This window comes from Pseudomonas sp. LAM2023, assembly GCF_016620375.1.
GTDB classification, from domain to species: Bacteria; Pseudomonadota; Gammaproteobacteria; order Pseudomonadales; family Pseudomonadaceae; genus Aquipseudomonas; species Aquipseudomonas anuradhapurensis.
In genome coordinates this window covers 238950-258395 of record NZ_JAENHV010000015.1, presented here as the reverse complement: position 1 = coordinate 258395, position 19446 = coordinate 238950, and the positions used below count along the sequence as shown (strand labels likewise).

16 protein-coding genes and 1 riboswitch are annotated in these 19446 nt (G+C 64.4%); of the genes, 12 read left to right on the top strand and 4 right to left on the bottom strand.

Annotated features, from left to right (window positions below):
* Positions 1-6: 6 nt before the first annotated feature.
* Complete coding sequence (locus tag JKP78_RS06850; protein ID WP_200626332.1) at positions 7-1440, bottom strand: TolC family outer membrane protein; 1434 nt, start codon at positions 1438-1440, stop codon at positions 7-9.
* A gap of 159 nt (positions 1441-1599) precedes the next feature.
* Positions 1600-1706, top strand: a riboswitch (TPP riboswitch).
* Between the two features lie 155 nt (positions 1707-1861).
* On the opposite strand from JKP78_RS06850, the gene thiC reads away from it, so the two are divergent.
* Positions 1862-3742: a phosphomethylpyrimidine synthase ThiC gene (thiC, locus tag JKP78_RS06845; protein ID WP_170033056.1), complete on the top strand. Its 1881-nt coding sequence runs from the start codon at positions 1862-1864 to the stop codon at positions 3740-3742.
* Positions 3743-3917: 175 nt separating this feature from the next.
* Positions 3918-5201, top strand: coding sequence for a putative hydroxymethylpyrimidine transporter CytX (cytX, locus tag JKP78_RS06840; RefSeq protein WP_186684419.1), 1284 nt, complete (start codon positions 3918-3920; stop codon positions 5199-5201).
* On the opposite strand, the gene JKP78_RS06835 is transcribed toward cytX, so the two are convergent.
* Complete coding sequence (locus JKP78_RS06835) at positions 5170-5916, bottom strand: RsiV family protein (protein WP_170033052.1); 747 nt, start codon at positions 5914-5916, stop codon at positions 5170-5172. The two genes, cytX and JKP78_RS06835, sit on opposite strands and share 32 nt — an antisense overlap.
* 184 nt (positions 5917-6100) lie before the next feature.
* On the opposite strand from JKP78_RS06835, the gene JKP78_RS06830 reads away from it, so the two are divergent.
* From JKP78_RS06830 to JKP78_RS06790, 9 genes are all read left to right on the top strand, one after another.
* A complete protein-coding gene (locus tag JKP78_RS06830; RefSeq protein ID WP_200626330.1) occupies positions 6101-6718 on the top strand; it encodes an NUDIX domain-containing protein in 618 nt (205 codons plus the stop codon).
* The gene (locus tag JKP78_RS06825; protein WP_114170587.1) at positions 6709-7161 is read left to right on the top strand and encodes a DUF1249 domain-containing protein; all 453 of its coding nucleotides are present in this window, start codon (positions 6709-6711) and stop codon (positions 7159-7161) included. Before JKP78_RS06830 ends, JKP78_RS06825 begins: the two co-directional genes overlap by 10 nt.
* A gap of 85 nt (positions 7162-7246) precedes the next feature.
* Entirely contained in the window at positions 7247-8047 is an 801-nt protein-coding gene (cpdA, locus tag JKP78_RS06820; RefSeq protein ID WP_186684422.1) for a 3',5'-cyclic-AMP phosphodiesterase, read from the top strand.
* Between the two features lie 176 nt (positions 8048-8223).
* The gene (locus JKP78_RS06815; RefSeq protein ID WP_186684423.1) at positions 8224-8832 is read left to right on the top strand and encodes a YqiA/YcfP family alpha/beta fold hydrolase; all 609 of its coding nucleotides are present in this window, start codon (positions 8224-8226) and stop codon (positions 8830-8832) included.
* Between the two features lie 34 nt (positions 8833-8866).
* Positions 8867-10771, top strand: coding sequence for a DNA topoisomerase IV subunit B (parE, locus tag JKP78_RS06810; RefSeq protein ID WP_170033045.1), 1905 nt, complete (start codon positions 8867-8869; stop codon positions 10769-10771).
* Positions 10768-11754, top strand: a complete 987-nt coding sequence (locus JKP78_RS06805) for an esterase-like activity of phytase family protein (RefSeq protein ID WP_186684424.1) — start codon at positions 10768-10770, stop codon at positions 11752-11754. The genes parE and JKP78_RS06805 overlap by 4 nt, the downstream gene beginning before the upstream one ends.
* Positions 11751-12269: a retropepsin-like aspartic protease family protein gene (locus tag JKP78_RS06800; RefSeq protein ID WP_186684425.1), complete on the top strand. Its 519-nt coding sequence runs from the start codon at positions 11751-11753 to the stop codon at positions 12267-12269. The genes JKP78_RS06805 and JKP78_RS06800 overlap by 4 nt, the downstream gene beginning before the upstream one ends.
* 10 nt (positions 12270-12279) lie before the next feature.
* Positions 12280-14538, top strand: coding sequence for a DNA topoisomerase IV subunit A (gene parC / locus JKP78_RS06795; protein ID WP_186684426.1), 2259 nt, complete (start codon positions 12280-12282; stop codon positions 14536-14538).
* A gap of 172 nt (positions 14539-14710) precedes the next feature.
* Positions 14711-15421, top strand: coding sequence for a PqiC family protein (locus tag JKP78_RS06790; protein ID WP_170033037.1), 711 nt, complete (start codon positions 14711-14713; stop codon positions 15419-15421).
* 202 nt (positions 15422-15623) lie between these two features.
* Here JKP78_RS06790 and JKP78_RS06785 read toward each other — a convergent pair whose 3' ends face one another.
* Positions 15624-17081 (bottom strand): AhpA/YtjB family protein, encoded by a 1458-nt coding sequence (locus JKP78_RS06785; protein WP_186686436.1) that lies wholly within the window; start codon positions 17079-17081, stop codon positions 15624-15626.
* 133 nt (positions 17082-17214) lie between these two features.
* Between JKP78_RS06785 and serB the strand changes: the two genes are divergently transcribed.
* Positions 17215-18429, top strand: a complete 1215-nt coding sequence (gene serB / locus JKP78_RS06780) for a phosphoserine phosphatase SerB (protein ID WP_200626328.1) — start codon at positions 17215-17217, stop codon at positions 18427-18429.
* Between the two features lie 148 nt (positions 18430-18577).
* On the opposite strand, the gene asd is transcribed toward serB, so the two are convergent.
* Complete coding sequence (asd, locus tag JKP78_RS06775; protein WP_186686439.1) at positions 18578-19441, bottom strand: archaetidylserine decarboxylase; 864 nt, start codon at positions 19439-19441, stop codon at positions 18578-18580.
* Between the last annotated feature and the right edge of the window lie 5 nt (positions 19442-19446).

The following is a 19446-nucleotide window of genomic DNA, read 5'->3' as shown; positions in this document are numbered from 1 at the left end:
CACGCTTCAGGGGCGCCGTTCGAAGTTCTTCGCCGCCGCCGCAGCCAGGTCCGGCGGCAGGAAGTCCTTGTCCGGGTTGTAGTCCGGTTTCAGGTACTGCTTGAGGTCCTGCAGGTCCTGCGGGCTCAGGGTGCCGGCCGCCTGCTTCAGGCTCAGGTTGTCGAGGATGTAGTCATAGCGGCTGTTGTTGTAGTCGCGCACCGAGGTATACAGCTGGCGCTGGGCGTCGAGCACGTCGACGATGTTGCGGGTACCCACCTGGTAGCCGATTTCGGTGGCTTCCAGTGCGCTCTGGTTGGAGATGATCGACTGCTTGCGCGCCTGCACCTGTTCCACATCGGTGTTCACCGCGCGATGCAGGTTGCGGGTGTTCTCCACCACCTGGCGGCGCAGGCTCTCGCGTTGCTGCTCGCTCTGGCTCAGGCGCTGGTAGGCCTCGCGCACCTGCGAGCTGGTCAGGCCGCCGCTGTAGATCGGGATATTCAGCTGCAGGCCGACGCTGGTCTGCTCGACATCACCGCTGTAATGCACCCCTGGCAGGGAAGGGTTGGTGAAACCGAGGCTGTCGTTATCACCTTTCTGGTACTTGGCCACCGCATCCAGCGTCGGCGCATGGCCGGCCTTGCGCTGGCGCAGCGTCTCCTCGGCAGCGGCAACCGCATAGTTGGTCGCCAGCAGGTTGAGGTTCTGGCGCCCGGCAGTCTCGACCCAGGCCTTGGCGTCGTTCGGGGTAGGTACCTGCACCGGCAATGTGTGGACCACGCCCTGGATCGACGTGTAATCACGGTTGGTCAGCGTCACCAGGGCCTCGAAGGCATCCTGTACCTGGCGTTCGGCAATGATCCGGTTGGCGCGTGCAGTGTCGTAGCTGGCCTGCGACTGGAGGACATCGGTCTTGTCCGACAGGCCCACATCGAAGCGTTCGTTGGATTGGTCCAGCTGGCGCTTGAACGCGGCTTCCTCGGCCTTGGTGGCGGCCAGGTTGTCCTGGGCCCGAAGGACGGCGAAGTAGTTCTGCGCAGTTTGCAATATCAGGTTCTGCTCGGTGGCCGACAGCTCCAGTGCCGCTTGTTCGTTGACGGCTTCGGCGGCCTGCAACTGGAACCAGCGGTCAGCGCGGAAGATCGGTTGGGCCAGGGTTGCGCTCCAGGCGTTGCCGCTGCGGTTGGAGGTCATCGATGGCTCATCCAGCTTGGTGCGGGTGTTCATCATCTCGGCACCGGCCGACAGGTTCGGCAGCAACCCCGCACGCGCCTGCGGCACCACTTCGCGACGGGCGCCGTAATCGGCGCGGGCGGCGGCCAGGTCAGCGTTGTTGTCCACCGCTTCCTGGTAAACGCTGACCAGGTCGGTTTTCACTGTAGAGGGCACGTCCGCTGCCCAGGCCACTCCGTTGGACGCACAAGACACGGCTATTGCCAGTGAGAGTTTGCGCAGCATAGAGGCAATCCTTGTACGAAGTTTAATTACTGAACTGTTGAGTATCGAGCGACGGGCCAGTGTAGTGCCATGCGCACCCGGCAACAATGCTCGGCGTACCTTTCATCATCCGCGCATTTACCCGCTTGGCTTTGCCGACCACTCCAGTCTAGACTGCGCATGTTCTTGTCGGGGTGCCTTGAAGCAAAGGCTGAGATCGCAAAGTTGCGGATCCCGTTGAACCTGATCAGGTTAGCGCCTGCGTAGGGAACAAGATTGCTCGCCTTCCCGGCCAGCCTCTTGTGCCAGGTCCGGGAATGTCACAGCTGCGTGCAGCTTCAGGCACCCCCATATCCGGCACTGCACCCGTAAAGGGGTGCGTCCGCGCCTTTCAGGTTCACCCCGACATTCCACTGCCCGGAAGCCGTCTGGAGAGCCTGTGATGACCAAACAAGAAAAAGCGATAAACCTCAGCGAATCGGCACAAGTCGATCAGCAGTCCGTACAACCGTTCCCGCGCTCGCGCAAGGTATATGTCGAAGGCTCGCGCCCTGACATCCGCGTACCTATGCGTGAAATCAGCCTGGACGATACCCCGACCGATTTTGGTGGCGAAGCCAATGCCCCGGTGCTGGTCTACGATACTTCGGGCCCGTACACCGACCCCAACGTGGTCATCGACGTGCGCAAGGGCCTGGCCGATGTGCGTTCGGCGTGGATCGAAGCACGCGGTGATACCGAACGCCTGGACGGCCTGAGCTCCAACTTCGGGCAGCAGCGCCTGAACGATGCCGAGCTGGCCAAGCTGCGTTTCGCCCACGTGCGCAACCCGCGCCGTGCCAAGGCCGGCGCCAACGTCTCGCAGATGCACTACGCCCGCCAGGGCATCATCACCGCCGAGATGGAATATGTGGCCATCCGTGAAAACATGAAGCTGCAGGAGGCCCGCGCCGCTGGCCTGCTGAACGAGCAGCACGCCGGCCACAGCTTCGGTGCCAATATCCCCAAGGAAATCACCCCCGAATTCGTTCGCCAGGAAATCGCTCGTGGCCGCGCGATCATCCCGGCCAACATCAACCACCCGGAACTGGAGCCGATGATCATCGGCCGCAACTTCCTGGTGAAGATCAACGGCAACATCGGCAACAGTGCCCTGGGTTCCTCGATCGAGGAAGAAGTGGCCAAGCTGACCTGGGGCATCCGCTGGGGTTCGGACACGGTCATGGACCTGTCCACCGGCAAGCACATCCATGAAACCCGCGAGTGGATCATCCGCAACTCGCCGGTGCCGATCGGCACCGTGCCGATCTACCAGGCCCTGGAAAAGGTCAATGGCGTGGCCGAAGACCTCACCTGGGAGCTGTTCCGCGACACCCTGATCGAGCAGGCCGAGCAGGGTGTGGACTACTTCACCATCCATGCCGGCGTGCTGCTGCGTTATGTGCCGCTGACCGCCAAGCGCGTCACCGGTATCGTCAGCCGCGGTGGCTCGATCATGGCCAAGTGGTGCCTGGCGCATCACAAGGAAAACTTCCTGTACACGCATTTCGAAGAGATCTGCGAAATCATGAAGGCCTACGACGTCAGCTTCTCGCTGGGCGACGGCCTGCGCCCGGGCTCGATTGCCGACGCCAACGATGCTGCGCAGTTCGGTGAGCTGGAAACCCTCGGTGAACTGACCAAGATCGCCTGGAAGCACGACGTGCAGTGCATGATCGAAGGCCCCGGCCACGTGCCGATGCAGTTGATCAAGGAAAACATGGACAAGCAGCTGGAGTGCTGCGACGAGGCGCCGTTCTACACGCTCGGCCCGCTGACCACCGATATCGCCCCAGGCTACGACCACATCACCTCGGGCATTGGGGCCGCGATGATCGGCTGGTTCGGTTGCGCCATGCTCTGCTACGTCACGCCCAAGGAGCACCTGGGCCTGCCGAACAAGGATGACGTGAAGACCGGCATCATCACCTACAAGATCGCTGCGCATGCTGCCGACCTTGCCAAGGGCCATCCGGGCGCGCAGATTCGTGACAATGCCTTGTCCAAGGCGCGCTTCGAGTTCCGTTGGGAAGACCAGTTCAACCTGGGCCTGGACCCGGACACCGCCCGTGCCTTCCACGACGAGACCCTGCCGAAGGAATCGGCCAAGGTCGCGCACTTCTGCTCGATGTGCGGGCCGAAGTTCTGTTCGATGAAGATCACCCAGGAAGTACGTGAATACGCTGCCAAGATCGAGACCGTGGACGTGACGGTCGAGCAGGGCATGCGCGAGCAGGCCGAGCGGTTCCGCCAGGAAGGCAGCCAGCTGTACCACAAGGTCTAAGCCGCAGCGCTAACCCTGTAGAAGCGGCCTTGTGTCGCGATGGGCCGCAAAGCGGCCCCGGCAATTTCAGTCGCGAAGCTGAAAACCCGGGGCCACTTTGCGGCCCTTTCGCGACACAAGGCCGCTCCTGCCACGACCGCGTCCAATCAAACTACCTTGCCGAGAGCCTGCAAGCATGACATCACCCAGCCAATTCTCCCCCGAACACCCGGTCCCCACCGCCCAGCGCATCTTCGGCGCCCGCGACCTGTTCTCGCTGTGGTTCTCCCTGGGCATTGGCCTGATGGTGTTGCAGGTCGGCGCCATGCTGGCGCCTGGCCTGGGCCTGGCCAGCGCGATGCTGGCGATTGCCCTGGGCACTGCTGTCGGGGTGTTGTTGCTGGGCGCCGCCGGGGTCATCGGTAGCGATACTGGCCTGTCGGCCATGGGCACCCTGAAACTCAGCCTGGGTGGCTACGGCGCGCGCTTGCCGGCGCTGCTGAACCTGTTGCAGCTGGTAGGCTGGGGCGCGTTCGAAATCGTCGTCATGCGCGATGCCGCCAGCCTGCTGGGCGCGCGCGCATTCGGCGACGCCAGTGCCTGGAACAGCCCGATGCTCTGGACCCTGTGCTTTGGCGCCCTGGCCACCTTGCTCGCGGTCAGCGGGCCGCTGGCGTTCGTGCGCAAGGTGTTGCGCGCCTGGGGTATCTGGCTGCTGCTGGGCGCCTGCCTGTGGCTGACCTGGAACCTGTTCGCCAAGGCCGACCTGACCGAGTTGTGGCAGCGTGCCGGCGACGGCTCGATGTCGCTGGCGGTGGGCTTCGACATCGTCATCGCCATGCCGTTGTCCTGGCTGCCGCTGATCGCTGACTACTCGCGCTTCGCCCGCAACGGCAAGCATGTGTTCGGCGGCACGGTAGTGGGCTATTTCATCGGCAACACCTGGCTGATGAGCCTGGGTGTGGCCTACACCCTGGCCTTCGCCGCCAGTGGCGAAGTCAACGCCTTGCTGCTGGCCCTGGCGGGCGCAGGCATGGGCATTCCACTGCTGCTGATCCTGCTGGACGAGGCGGAGAAGGCCTTCGCCGACATCCACTCGGCGGCAGTCTCCACAGGCGTGCTGGTGCGCCTGAAGGTCGAGCACCTGGCGCTGATCATTGGCGTGCTGTGTACCCTGATCGCCCTGCTGGCGCCACTGGCACAGTACGAGAACTTCCTGTTGCTGATCGGCTCGGTGTTCGCACCGCTGTTCGGCGTGGTGCTGGTGGACCATTACCTGATCCGTCGTCGGCGCCTGCCGGTACAGGTGCGCAACCTGCACTGGCAGGCGTTGCTGGCGTGGGTGGTGGGCGTGGCGGCATATCATGTGATCGCCGCACAGGCGCCGGACCTGGGGGCGACCCTGCCGGCATTGCTACTGGCAGGGCTGGTGCATGGGCTGCTGGGTTTCAGCCGCGGCCGGGAAACAGCTCAGGCTTGAGTACGCCATTCAGGCGCGGGTAGGGGATTTTCAGTTCCACGTGGCCCATGGAGTAGGGCGCGATGGCGTAGACCTCGTACTTCACCACCACCGCGCCGTAGGTCAGGGCGATGTGCGGCGAGTGCTTGAATGGCCAGGTCTTGATGAATTCGGCGTCCTTGTCCATGCCCACGCTCATCAGCCAGGCACGGTGCGATTCCTCGACGGTTTTCCAGAAGGTGTCTTCCTGGCCGGGCAGCAGCATGTCCTGCAGGGTCAGTACCTTGTCGAGCTTGCGCGAATAGTTGATGAAGCCGCGACCGGGCATGCCGTGGGCGCCGCCGCTGTCCAGGTAGCTGGACAACTCGATGATCACCAGTCCGTCATGCTGTTCACGTACCTTGGCCTGCAGGTAGCTGCTGTTGCGCTTGTCGGCAGTGGCCAAGTATTGCTGCTCGTAGGCTTGCAGGGTAGTCGGCGTGTTGCCGTGCTGGTTGTCTTCGGTCAACTGCAGCAGGCGTTTTTCGACGATGCCATCGAGTTTGGGCAGGGCTGGGAAGTGGATGGTGTCGATGTTCACCAGCGGGCAGTCACTTTCGCTGCAGCCGGGTTTGACATGCTCCCAGGCATCGCGCTTGACCTCGAGCGGCGCCCGGTAATTGGGCGTGAACAGGCTCTGGCAGGCGCCCAGGGCCAGGGCCAGCACGGCCACGGAAGTCAGTTTGACAAGTGTCATGGTGATCCTTGCAGAACAGGGAAAGTCGGCCTTTGACCGTCTGCGCGGCCTTCAGTTCGCCACTAAGCTAACAGAGAGCGAGCGCGCTGTCCCGACTGCGCGAACGGTAACCGGAAAGGGGTGAAACCCGCTGGCGTGCGGAGTAGGATGGCGCGATGCTGTAAACGAGGTAATGAGGATTTCCATGTCAGACACGTTGAACTCAGTGCCCAAGGCGATCGAGATCGTCAAGCGGGATAACTGCTTCCAGGGCTTCTACCGGCTCGACAAGGTGCACCTGCGCCACGAGTTGTTCGCCGGGGGCATGGGCCGCGAGATCAGCCGCGAACTGTTCGTGCGCCATGATGCGGTGTGCGTGCTGCCCTATGATCCGCAACGCGATGAAGTGGTGCTGATCGAGCAGTTCCGGGTAGGGGCCCTGGGCAAGATCGACAACCCCTGGCTGATCGAGATGGTTGCCGGGTTGATCGACAAGGACGAGCAACCTGAACAGGTCGCCCACCGCGAAGCCGAAGAAGAGGCCGGCCTGGCCTTCAGCGCGCTGTGGCCGATGACCCGTTACTTCCCGTCGCCCGGTGGCAGTGACGAATACGTCCACCTGTACCTCGGCCGTTGCAGCAGCGAAGGCGCGGGTGGCCTGCACGGCCTGGAGGAAGAAGGCGAAGACATTCGCGTGCGCGTGTGGTCGTTCGAGGATGCCATGCAGGCGGTGCGCGACGGGCGCATCTGCAACGCGGCGACCATCATCGGCCTGCAATGGCTGGCGCTGAACCGTGACGAAGTACGAGGTATGTGGAAGTGAACCTGCTGCGCGAGCGTTATCGGGTCGACCTGGTCGGGCTGCAGGCAGCCTGCGAGGCCAACTACGCCCGGCTGATGCGCCTGTTGCCAGACATGCGCACCACCCAGAGCTCGCGTCGCATCGGCATGACCCAGGGCGACCAGATGCTCGGCGTACTGGTGCTCGACGTGGTGCTCGCGTGCCCGTACACCACCACCCTGCACGTGCGCCAGGAGCACAGCCTGCCATGGTTGCCGGTACCGCACCTGGAAGTGCAGGTGTACCACGATGCACGCATGGCCGAAGTGGTCAGCGCCGAGCATGCCCGGCGCCTGCGCAGCATCTACCCCTATCCCAACGCGGCCATGCACCAGCCGGACGAAAAGGCCCAGCTCAACCTGTTCCTGGGCGAATGGCTGAGCCACTGCCTGGCCTGCGGCCACGAGCTCGCAAGCGTTCGCTGAATTGTGACGTGGTTTGGCTGCGGGTGTTTGCTCGCAACCGTTGTACCGCCATAATCCGTGCTGAATCCGTTCGAGGAGACGGCCGTTGCCGCAGCCAGATCAATCGCGCCCCGTGCATGTGGTGCAACTGACCGATGCCCACCTGTTCGCCGACCCGGCCGGCAGCATGCTGGGCCTCAATACCCGCGACAGCCTGCACCATGTAGTAGCCCAGGTGCGCCGCGAGCAAACACTTGTCGACCTGCTGTTGTGCACCGGTGATCTGTCCCAGGACGCCAGCGTGGCGTCGTATGAAGCGTTTCGCCAACTGACCGCGCCGGTCGCCGTGCTCACTCGCTGGTTGCCAGGCAACCATGACGAGGCGCGGCTGATGGCGCAGGTTGCCCCCGAGCTGATGCAGGCGGTGACCGATATCGGTGCGTGGCGCATCGTCATGCTCAACACGGCGGTGCCCGGGGCGACCCACGGGTGGTTGCAGGATGATCAGCTGGCGCTGCTGACAGCGGCCTTGGCGTCGGCGGGCGACCGGCACTGCCTGGTGTGTTTGCACCATCAGCCGGTGGACATCGGCTGCGCCTGGATCGCGCCGATCGGCTTGCGCAATGCGCAGGCGCTGTTCGCTATCGTCGACGCTTATCCACAGGTGCGGGCGCTGCTCTGGGGGCATGTGCACCAACCCTGGGATGAAATGCGCGCGGGTCGCCGTTTGCTGGCCACGCCGTCCACCTGTATTCAGTTCGCGGCAGGCAGCGAGGACTTCAAGGTCAGTGAAGAGCAGCCTGGGTACCGCTGGTTGCGCCTGCACGCCGACGGGCGGCTGGAGACCGGAGTGGAGCGGGCGTTGGACTTCGAGGTGAAGCTCGACTTCGATAGCCCGGGGTATTGAGGATCTTGCGGCTGCTGCGCAGCCGATCACCGGCGATGGGCGCGCAGCGACCCCGGCGCTCTTGACGAAATTGTTGCGAAAGCCGTGACACTGCGTCAAAACCCGGCGAACGCGCTACACTGCGCGTCCCTGCGCCCGCATCATCAGGCGCCAAGCCACAGATAACCGGGGGCAGCATGTCGGGTTCCATCCTCTATATCCATGGCTTCAACAGCTCGCCACTTTCGACCAAGGCGCGCCAGCTCGCGGCTGTCATGCAGCAGCTCGGCATGGCCGACCAGTTGCGCGTGCCCGCCTTGCACCACCACCCGCGCCAGGCCATCGCCCAGCTCGAAGCGGCCATCGCCGAACTGGGTGCGCCACTGCTGGTAGGCAGTTCGCTCGGCGGCTACTATGCCACCCATCTGGCCGAGCGCCATGGCCTCAAGGCCCTGCTGGTGAACCCGGCGGTAGCGCCGCACAAGCATTTCGACGGGTACCTCGGCACCCAGCGCAATCACTACAGCGGTGAAACCTGGGAACTGACCCATGATCACGTGCAGGCCCTGGCCGAGCTGGAAGTACCGGCCCCGGTGGACGCCAGCCGCTATCAAGTGTGGCTGCAGACCGCCGATGAAACCCTGGACTATCGCCACGCCGAACGCTATTACCTTGGCTGTGCCCTGCGCATCCAGGCTGGCGGCGACCACAGTTTTCAGGGCTTCGCCGAGCGCCTGCCGGCACTGCTGGCCTTCGCCGGCATTGCCCGTGGGCAGTATGCAGCGCTCGATTTTTCTGTATTTTGACTTTTTGCATTCACCAGACTGACGACGAGACCCCATGGCCAATCCCAGCGCTAGCGCCTATAACGCAGACGCCATCGAAGTCCTCTCGGGCCTTGACCCGGTCCGCAAACGGCCGGGCATGTACACCGATACCAGCCGCCCCAACCACCTGGCCCAGGAAGTCATCGACAACAGCGTCGACGAAGCCCTGGCCGGGCACGCCCGTTCGGTGCAGGTCATCCTCCATGCCGACCACTCGCTGGAAGTCAGCGACGATGGGCGCGGCATGCCGGTGGACATCCACCCGGAAGAGGGCGTGTCCGGCGTCGAGCTGATCCTCACCAAGCTGCACGCCGGCGGCAAGTTTTCCAACAAGAACTACCAGTTTTCCGGCGGCCTGCATGGTGTGGGCATCTCGGTGGTCAACGCCTTGTCGACCCAGGTGCGCGTACGCGTCAAGCGCGACGGCAACGAATACCAGATGACCTTCGCCGATGGCTTCAAGGCCAGCGAACTGGAAGTGATCGGCTCGGTTGGCAAGCGCAACACCGGCACCAGCGTGTACTTCAGCCCCGACCCCAAGTACTTCGATTCCCCCAAGTTTTCCATCAGCCGCCTGAAGCACGTGCTCAAGGCCAAGGCCGTGCTGTGCCCGGGCCTGCTGGTCAGTTTCGAGGACAAGGCCAGCGGCGAGAAGGTCGAGTGGCACTACGAAGACGGCCTGCGTTCCTACCTGGTCGACTCGGTCAACGAATTCCAGCGCCTGCCCGACGAGCCGTTCTGCGGTAGCCTGGCGGGTAACAAGGAAGCCGTCGACTGGGCCCTGCTGTGGCTGCCCGAAGGTGGCGACAGCATCCAGGAAAGCTACGTCAACCTGATTCCCACCGCCCAGGGTGGCACCCATGTCAACGGCCTGCGCCAGGGCCTGCTGGACGCCATGCGCGAGTTCTGCGAATTCCGCAACCTGCTGCCGCGTGGGGTGAAGCTGGCGCCGGAAGACGTCTGGGAACGCATCACCTTCGTGCTGTCGATGAAGATGCAGGACCCGCAGTTCTCCGGGCAGACCAAAGAACGCCTGTCGTCGCGCGAAGCGGCGGCGTTCGTTTCCGGTGTGGTCAAGGACGCCTTCAGCCTGTGGCTCAATGCCCACCCCGAGCTGGGCATGCAACTGGCGGAGCTGGCCATCAGCAATGCCGGGCGCCGCCTCAAGGCCAGCAAGAAGGTCGAGCGCAAGCGCATCACCCAGGGCCCGGCGCTGCCCGGCAAGCTGGCCGACTGTGCCGGCCAGGACCCGATGCGGGCCGAGCTGTTCCTGGTCGAAGGTGACTCGGCCGGTGGTTCGGCCAAGCAGGCACGCGACAAGGAGTTCCAGGCGATCCTGCCGCTGCGTGGCAAGATCCTCAACACCTGGGAAGTGGACGGCGGCGAAGTACTGGCCAGCCAGGAAGTGCACAACATCGCCGTGGCCATCGGCGTCGACCCGGGTGCCACCGACCTTGCACAACTGCGCTACGGCAAGATCTGCATCCTCGCCGACGCCGACTCCGACGGCCTGCACATCGCCACGCTGCTCTGCGCGCTGTTCGTCCAGCACTTCCGTGCCCTGGTCGAGGCTGGCCATGTGTACGTGGCCATGCCGCCGCTTTACCGCATCGACCTGGGCAAGGAAATCTACTATGCCCTCGACGAGGCCGAGCGCGATGGCATCCTCGACCGCCTGGTGGCCGAGAAGAAGCGCGGCAAGCCGCAGGTCACCCGCTTCAAGGGCCTGGGCGAAATGAACCCGCCTCAGCTGCGTGAAACGACCATGGACCCGAACACCCGGCGCCTGGTGCAACTGACCCTGGACGACGTGCAGGCCACCTGCGAGCTGATGGACAAGCTGCTGGCCAAGAAGCGCGCGGGCGACCGCAAGAGCTGGCTGGAAACCAAGGGCAACCTGGCCGAGGTCATGGTTTGATTCGGTGGCTTCTGGCTGCCTGCCTGGCGCTGCTTGCCCTGCCGAGCCTGGCGGGCAACTGGCCAGAGCTGAAAATGAGCGGCGAACACCCAATCGACGGCATGCGCGGGGGCAACCTGTCCGGCCTGGTGGAATGCCGGGGCGGGTTGTGGGGCGTGTCCGACCGCGACGACGATCGCATCTACCGCTTCGACCGGCAGGATGCGACCTGGCGTGCGCAGCCGCTGGCCTTCACCGCGCCGCCGGTGCCGGAAAGCGGCCTGCCCTGGGGCCTGAAGTCGCGCAACTGGGCGGCCTCGTATATTCGCGGCGGTGAGCTGGACTTCGAGGGCATCACCTGCGACCAGGCGGGTAACCTGTATCTGGTCAGCGAGGCCCATGCCGGCGTACTGCAGCTGCCGCTGGACGGCCAGGTGGATTGGCTGAAGATCGACCCGGCCATGGTCCGCCAGGCCCGAGCCAGCGGCATGCTGCTGAACTTCAATGCCTTGTTCGAAGGCCTGGCCATCAACCCGGCAGGTGACCGCCTGTGGCTGGCCGCCGAACGTGAGCGGCGTGGCCTGGTGGCTATCGAGCGCCAGCAGTCGGTGTGGACCTGCGGGCGCAGCTGCGTCCTGCTGAGCGAAGCCGGGGTCGAGATGCAACCGCCACAGATGCCCGATGCCCAGGCCCAGTCGCGTGACTTTGCCGACCTGGCCTGGTTCGAGGGCAAGTTGTTCACCCTCGAACGCAACGCCTACCGCATCTGCCGGCGTGCTGCCGACAACGGTGAAGTCGAGCGCTGCTGGTCGTTCGCTGCCGACGCGCTGGTCGAGTCGCGCCGCTATCAGCAACCGTACGGCCTGGCCGAGGCATTGGTAATCGATGCCGAAGGTGCCTGGATCGGCGTGGACAACAACAACGGCGCCCGCGCTGATGGCGAGACGCGACCGATCGTCTGGCGTTTCGATGCACCGCAGGGCGGCTGGAGCGCCAAACCATGAGCCAGGCACCGGGCAAGCGGGCTGGCAAGGTACTGATGATCGTCGCCTGGGCGGCGGCGCTGTTCCTTGCCACGCGCTTCTTCGGCCAATGGGAAGACCGCCAGCGCAACCCCAATGCCCAGGTGCAATCGTCGCATGGCGAAGGCTTCATCGAAGTGCGCTTGCTGGGTAACGGCCAGGGCCACTTCGTGATGGATGGCGCGATCAACGGCCAGCTCGTGCACTTCATGCTCGACACTGGCGCCACCGACGTGGCGATCCCCGAGGCGTTGGGCCGCGAGCTGGGCCTGGAGCGCGGCAGCCCGGTGCAGCTCAGTACCGCCAACGGCCGCACCGAAGGCTACCGGACGCGCCTGGCCAGCCTGCAGCTGGGCGATATCCGCCTGCAGGACGTGCGCGCTATCGTGGTGCCGGGCCTGGATGGGCAAACCGTATTGCTGGGCATGAGTGCCCTGAAACAACTTGAATTTACCCAGCGCGGCGGCACCATGCTGCTGCGCCAGAACCTGAAATGACGAGGCCCGCATGAGCGACTCACTGGAACTCAGCCTGGACGGCGTCGAACGCCGCTCGCTGGCTGACTTCACCGAACAGGCCTACCTCAACTATTCCATGTACGTGATCATGGACCGCGCCCTGCCGCACATCGGCGATGGCCTGAAGCCGGTGCAGCGACGCATCGTCTACGCCATGAGCGAGTTGGGGCTCGATGCCGACGCCAAGCACAAGAAATCGGCGCGTACCGTCGGCGACGTGCTCGGCAAGTTCCACCCCCACGGCGACTCGGCCTGCTACGAGGCCATGGTGCTGATGGCGCAGCCGTTCAGCTACCGCTACACCCTGGTCGACGGCCAGGGCAACTGGGGTGCGCCGGATGACCCGAAGTCGTTCGCCGCCATGCGCTACACCGAGGCGCGGCTGTCGCGCTATGCCGAAGTGCTGCTCAGCGAAGTCGGCCAGGGCACCGTGGACTGGGTGCCGAACTTCGATGGCACCTTGCAGGAGCCGGCCGTACTGCCGGCGCGCCTGCCCAACATCCTGCTCAACGGCACCACCGGTATTGCCGTGGGCATGGCCACCGACGTGCCGCCGCACAACCTGCGGGAAGTGGCCACGGCCTGTGTGCGCCTGCTTGACGAGCCCAAGGCCAGCATCGAGCAGCTGTGCGAGCACATCCAGGGGCCGGACTACCCGACCGAGGCCGAGATCGTCACGCCGCGGGCAGAAATCCTCAAGATGTACGAAAGCGGCCGCGGTTCGATCCGCATGCGTGCGGTGTACCGCGTGGAAGACGGCGATATCGTTGTCACCGCGCTGCCGCACCAGGTTTCCGGGGCCAAGGTGCTGGAGCAGATTGCCGCACAGATGCAGGCCAAGAAGCTGCCGATGGTCGCCGACCTGCGCGACGAGTCGGACCATGAGAACCCGTGCCGCATCGTCATCATCCCGCGCTCCAACCGCGTGGATGTCGACGAGTTGATGCAGCACCTGTTCGCCACCACCGACCTGGAAAGCACCTACCGGGTCAACGTCAACATCATTGGCCTGGACGGCCGCCCGCAGCTGAAGAACCTGCGTGCGCTGCTGCTGGAGTGGCTGGAGTTCCGCACCGCTACCGTTCGTCGCCGTCTGCAGCACCGTCTGGACAAGGTGGAGAAGCGCCTGCACCTGTTGGAAGGTTTGCTGACCGCGTTCCTCAACCTGGATGAAGTTATCCACATCATCCGTACCGAGGACCAGCCAAAGCAGGCCCTGATCGCCCGTTTCGAATTGACCGAGATCCAGGCCGACTACATCCTCGAGACCCGCCTGCGGCAGCTGGCGCGCCTGGAAGAGATGAAGATCCGCGGCGAGCAGGACGAGCTGCTGAAAGAACAGGCCAAACTGCTGGCCCTGCTGGGTAGCGATGCCAAGCTGCGCAAGCTGGTACGCAGCGAGCTGATCAAGGATGCCGAGACCTATGGCGACGACCGTCGTTCGCCGATCGTCGAGCGCGCCGAAGCCAAGGCCCTGTCGGAAAACGAGCTGATGCCGACCGAGCCAGTCACCGTGGTGCTGTCGGAAAAGGGCTGGGTACGCTGCGCCAAGGGTCACGACATCGATGCCACTGGCCTGTCGTACAAGGCTGGCGATGGTTTCAAGGCCGCAGCCACCGGGCGCTCCAACCAGTTTGCCGTGCTGATCGACTCCACCGGGCGCAGCTACTCGTTGGCCGCCCACAGCCTGCCGTCGGCGCGGGGCCAGGGTGAGCCGCTGACTGGCCGCCTGACGCCGCCGGCAGGGGCTACGTTTGAATGCGTGCTGTTGCCGGATGACGACGCGCTGTACGTGGTGGCCTCTGATGCCGGCTACGGCTTCGTGGTCAAGGGCGAAGACTTGCAGGCCAAGAACAAGGCCGGCAAGGGCTTGCTCAGCCTGCCCAACGGTGCCAAGGTCATGACCCCACGCCAGGTCGCCAACCGCGAGCAGGACTGGTTGGCGGCAGTGACCACCGAAGGCCGCCTGTTGGTGTTCAAGGTCAGTGACCTGCCCCAGCTGGGCAAAGGCAAGGGCAACAAGATCATCGGGATCCCCGGCGATCGGGTGGCCAGTCGTGAAGAATTTGTTACCGATCTGGCGGTGATTGCCGAGGGTGCGACACTTGTATTGCAAGCCGGCAAGCGTACCCTATCCCTGAAAGCGGACGACCTGGAGCATTACAAGGGCGAGCGTGGACGGCGCGGCAACAAACTGCCGCGAGGGTTCCAACGAGTCGACGGATTGCAGGTGGAAGTGCCGGCATAACCGGCTGAAATGTCTGGAGCGGCAATTTCAGCGCCGTTCCGGGCAGAAATGCTGGAGTCGGACGGTTATTTCGCGGATGATATGGCCCTTGCGGTGCCGGCGTGGCCGTGTGCCCGTTTGAATTTATATGTATCACTGCGGTTGGCCTGTTGGCGGCCGCCTGGATGGGATGATGAAACTTCTGCGCCTTCCATTTGCGCTGTTGATGACTGGCCTGCTGGGCCTGGGCGGGTGCACCATGCACCAGCCGGTTGCCCTGTACCAGCTTGACAGTGGTGATCCTGGCCAGCCTTCGCAGAGTGCAGGCATGGCCGTTGTGCTCGGCCCGGTATCGGTAGCCGATTACCTGCAACGCGAAACATTCCTGCAGCGCCAGGCCGACGGCAGCCTCAGTTCGGCGACCGACGGTCGTTGGGCCGGTAGCCTTTCGGCGGATATCGACCAGCTGCTGGTGCGCCAGCTTGCCTGGCGCCTGGACAGCCAGCGTGTGGTACTGGCGCCGGCGACCGCCGGCTTCACCCCGGACGTGCAGGTGCTGCTGTCGATCACGCGTCTGGATTCGGGCAAGGATCAGCCAGCCATCCTGGACGCCCAGTGGCGCCTGCTGGACCGCCGTGGCCATGTACGCGACAACCGCATCGTCCACCTCGAGCAGCAGCACGAGGGCAGCGAGGCGTCGCAGGTGCAGGCGCAGGGCCAGTTGTTGCAGAAGCTGGCCGAGCAGTTGAGCTCCGCAGTGAAGCCGTTGGCCAACCAGCCTGCCATTGCCGAAGAGGCGCCGAAGAAGGCAGCTGCACCGGTGCAGGTGAAAAAGGCTCCGGAGAAGTCCAAGATCCCGATGGCTGCGCCGATTCGTACCGATATGGAAGTCTATCGGTTCTGATCGAACTGCCAGCCACAAAAAAGCCCGCATCGTTGCGGGCTTTTTTGTGGCTGCAAGGTTGGCGCCGTCCTGTAGGAGCGGCCTTGTGTCGCGATGGGCTGCGCAGCAGCCCCAGCAATCTTCGCGACACCAATGAATCTGGGGCTGCTGCGCAGCCCATCGCGACACAAGGCCGCTCCTACAGCGCGTCAGCCTGTGCCGGTCAGGCCCGGTGCTCGTGCATCCGCGCCAACTGCCGTTCCAGCATCGACGGGTAGGGCTCCATCAACCGCTCCACGCAGCAGGCGCCTTCCGGGCTGGCAATCGGGCGAATGCGGGCGCGCTGGCGAATCAGTGTGTCATCGCTGATCTGGCGCTCCACCAGCAACAGGTTGCGGCTGTGCTGCGACAGCGCCAGCGCGTCCTGAGCCTTCTCGGCCATCAGCAGGTCCACCAGTTCCAGCCCTTGCAGGTCGTTACCCAGGGCCAGGCCCAGTTGCAACTGCAAGGTGATGCCGCTGTCCGCCACTTCGATCTGCAGGGCATGCCCCAGGGCGCGCAGCAGCTCGCCGCAGCAGATGGCGTTGGTCAGGTAGTCCTCGCCACAGTCGCGGCTGTGGAACAGCACCAGGGTGCTGCCGTCGTTGAGCGTGTGGGTTTCACCGTCGTAGAGCGAAGCAGCGTGCTCCAGGCAGTCGCGGTAGCGCTCGGTCAGCTCGGTCAGGCGCGTGCGTGGCAGGCGGCGCAGCTGTTCCTGCGAACCCAGCTGCACGGCCAGCACGGCACTGTACTGCGGCTCGTCGGACTCGACGACCGAGGCCTTGGGCATGTTGTCGTCGTCGAGCAGGCCGGCGAAGGCCTCGTCGTCATCCTCGTGCGCCTGGGTGGCAACCCTGGCGCGCGGTGCGGCCTTTGCCGCCGGGGCATCGCCGTGCAGGTCATCGAACGGCTCGTCGTCGTCTTCCTCTGGCTCCGGCTCGGGCGGCGGTGGCGGGGCCAGGCGCGCGTGCAACTGGCGGGCGATATCGCCGATTTCGTCCTGGCGATCGGTGGCCGGCGTGTAGGGTTGCGGGTCACGCAGCCACACCCGCAGTTGCAGCAGCGGCAGGGTGATGAAGCGGCCCTGGCGCAGGCTCAGGGTCAAGGCCAGCACCAGCAGGATGGCGGCAAGGATGCCCATGCTCTGCAAGCTGATCAGCATCGGCTGCTGGAACTGGCTCATGTCCAGGCTGATGCGCAGTTGCCCGGCGGTCACGTCCTGGAAGGTGATCTTGGTCTGGTACAGGCCCTCGGCCTCGCCCAGCAGGCTGTTGCGCGGGCGCTGGCCGGCTTCGGCGAGGATGCGGTTGTCCACGCTATAGATGGCGGCATGGGCTACCAGCGGGTTCTTCACCAGGTTACCCAGCAGCACGTTGAGGCTGAGGATATCGTTGGCCACCAGCAGCTCGGTCGCCGAGGTGGCGGTCTGGGTGGTCAGGCTCTGGCCCAGGGCATCGGCCTGTTCGTGCATGGCCTGCTTGAATTGCAGGCCCATCACACAGGCATAGATCACCAGCGCCAGCGCCACCAGGAAAATGTTGGTGCAGGCGATGCGCAGTGCCAGTGGCACGCGACGTTGACTCAGGGCACGATAGATCATCAGGAAGAAGTTGTCTGGTTTGACGGGCGTGGGCCGGTTCACTGAGCTCGGCTCTTAATGGCATGAAGTGTGGGGAGTATAGCGAGCCGGGTTTTGTCGGCAAAGTATCGTTGGCGCCCGATGGTCACGGAAAATCGGTAGAATGCGCATTTTTCATCGAAGTCGGAGCCAGGTTGTGCGCGAAATCGTCCTGATCAACATCACCGGTGAGGACCGTCCCGGTCTCACTGCGGCCATCACCGGCGTCCTGCTGCAGGGCGGTGTGAGTATCCTCGACATCGGCCTGGCCGTCATGCACGGCACCCTGTCGTTCGGCATCCTGGTCGATATCCCGGACAACGAAGTGGCTACCGCCCTGCTGCAAAGCGTGCAGGCCAAGGCCCACGAACTGAACCTGCAGGCCCGCTACACGCCGATTTCCGAGGCGGACTACCAGCACTGGGCCGACGGCCAGGGCGAGGCGCGCCACATCGTCACCCTGCTCAGCCGCAAGATCACCCCCGAACAACTGCAGCGGGTGAGTGCGGTGATCAGCCAGTACGGCCTGACCATCGAGCGTATCGAGCGCCTGTCGGCCCGTGTGGCGCTGGACGCCCACGTCGACAAAGGCAAGGCGGCTATCGAGATTTCCGTGCGTGGCGTGCCGAGCGATGGCCAGGCCCTGCGTGCCGATTTCTTCGCCCTGGCCGAGGAACTGAGCATCGACATCGCCTTCCAGAAGGACGACCTGTTCCGCCGCAACCGCCGCCTGGCGGTGTTCGACATGGACTCGACGCTGATCGAAGCCGAAGTCATCGACGAACTGGCCAAGGCTGCCGGGGTAGGCGAGCAGGTGGCGGCCATCACCGAGCGCGCGATGCGCGGCGAGCTGGATTTCCGTGCCAGCTTCAAAGAGCGCATGGCACTGCTCAAGGGCCTGGATGTGGGGGTATTGGACGAGATCGGCGCGTCGCTGCGCCTGACCGAGGGGGCCGAGAACCTGTTCGCTGAACTCAAGCGCCTGGGTTACAAGACCGCGATCCTGTCCGGTGGCTTTAGTTACTTTGCGCGCCAGGTGCAGGCGCGCCTGGGTATCGACTACGTGTTCGCCAACGAGCTGGAAGTGGTCGATGGCAAGGTGACCGGCGTGGCCGTGGAGCCGATTGTCGATGCCCAGCGCAAGGCCGAGCTGCTGCAGAAGCTGGCCAGCGAAGAAGGCCTGGAACTGGAGCAGACCATCGCCGTGGGCGATGGCGCCAACGACCTGCCGATGCTGTCGTTGGCTGGCCTGGGCGTGGCGTTCCGCGCCAAGCCGCTGGTACGCCAGTCGGCCAAGCAGGCGATTTCCACCCTGGGGCTGGATGGGGTGTTGTACCTGCTGGGCGTACGTGACCGCGACGCGCGCGGCTGATTCGAGAGTCTTGGGGCTGCTTCGCAGCCCTATCGCGACACGAGGCCGCTCCTACAGGGCAGTGCAATATTTGAAACTGCGAAAATCCTGTAGGAGCGGCCTCGTGTCGCGATAGGGCCGCAAAGCGGCCCCAGGTTCTATCAGGCAATCAAGCCTGCGCAGGCATCGCCAACTGTTGCCCCATGCGCACCGCAGAGCCGGCCCCCAGCGTCTCGGCCCATTTCACCTGCTCTGGCCCGAACAGCACGATAGCGGTCGAGCCCAGCTTGAAGCGGCCCAGCTCGGCGCCTTTTTCCAGGTGGATCGGCGCGCGGCTGGCTTCGTCGTAACGGAAGGTCTTCAGCTCGCGCTTGGGCGGCGTCACCAGCCCGGCCCACACGGTTTCGATCGAGGCGACGATCATCGCCCCCACCAGCACCACGGCCATCGGCCCGCGTTCGGTATCGAACAGGCACACCACGCGTTCATTGCGGGCGAACAGCTCGGGGACGTTCTCGGCGGTGGTCTGGTTGACCGAGAACAGGCGGCCCGGCACGTAGACCATTTCACGCAGGGTGCCAGCCAGCGGCATGTGCACGCGGTGGTAGTCCTTGGGCGACAGGTAGATGGTGGCGAACTCGCCGCCCATGAATGGCGCGGCCATCGCCGGGTCGCCGCCCAGCAGTTCCTGCGCGCTGAAGCCGTGGCCCTTGGCCTGGAAGATGCGGCCGTGCTCGATCGGGCCAAGCTGGCTGACGGCACCGTCGGCCGGGCACAGGATGGCACCCGGGGTTTCATCCAGCGGGCGCGCGCCTGGCTTCAGGGCACGGGTGAAGAACGCGTTGAAGTGCTCGTAGGCGCTCAAGTCTTCGACCAGGGCTTCGGCCATGTTCACCTGGTAGCGCTTGGCGAACCAGGCGGTAAAGGCATTCTTGAACCAGCGCACGCGGCATTCGGCGATGCAGCCGGCCAGGCGCGACAGCAGATGGTGCGGCAGCAGGTACTGGCTGATGATGAACAAACGGGATTTCATGCAGG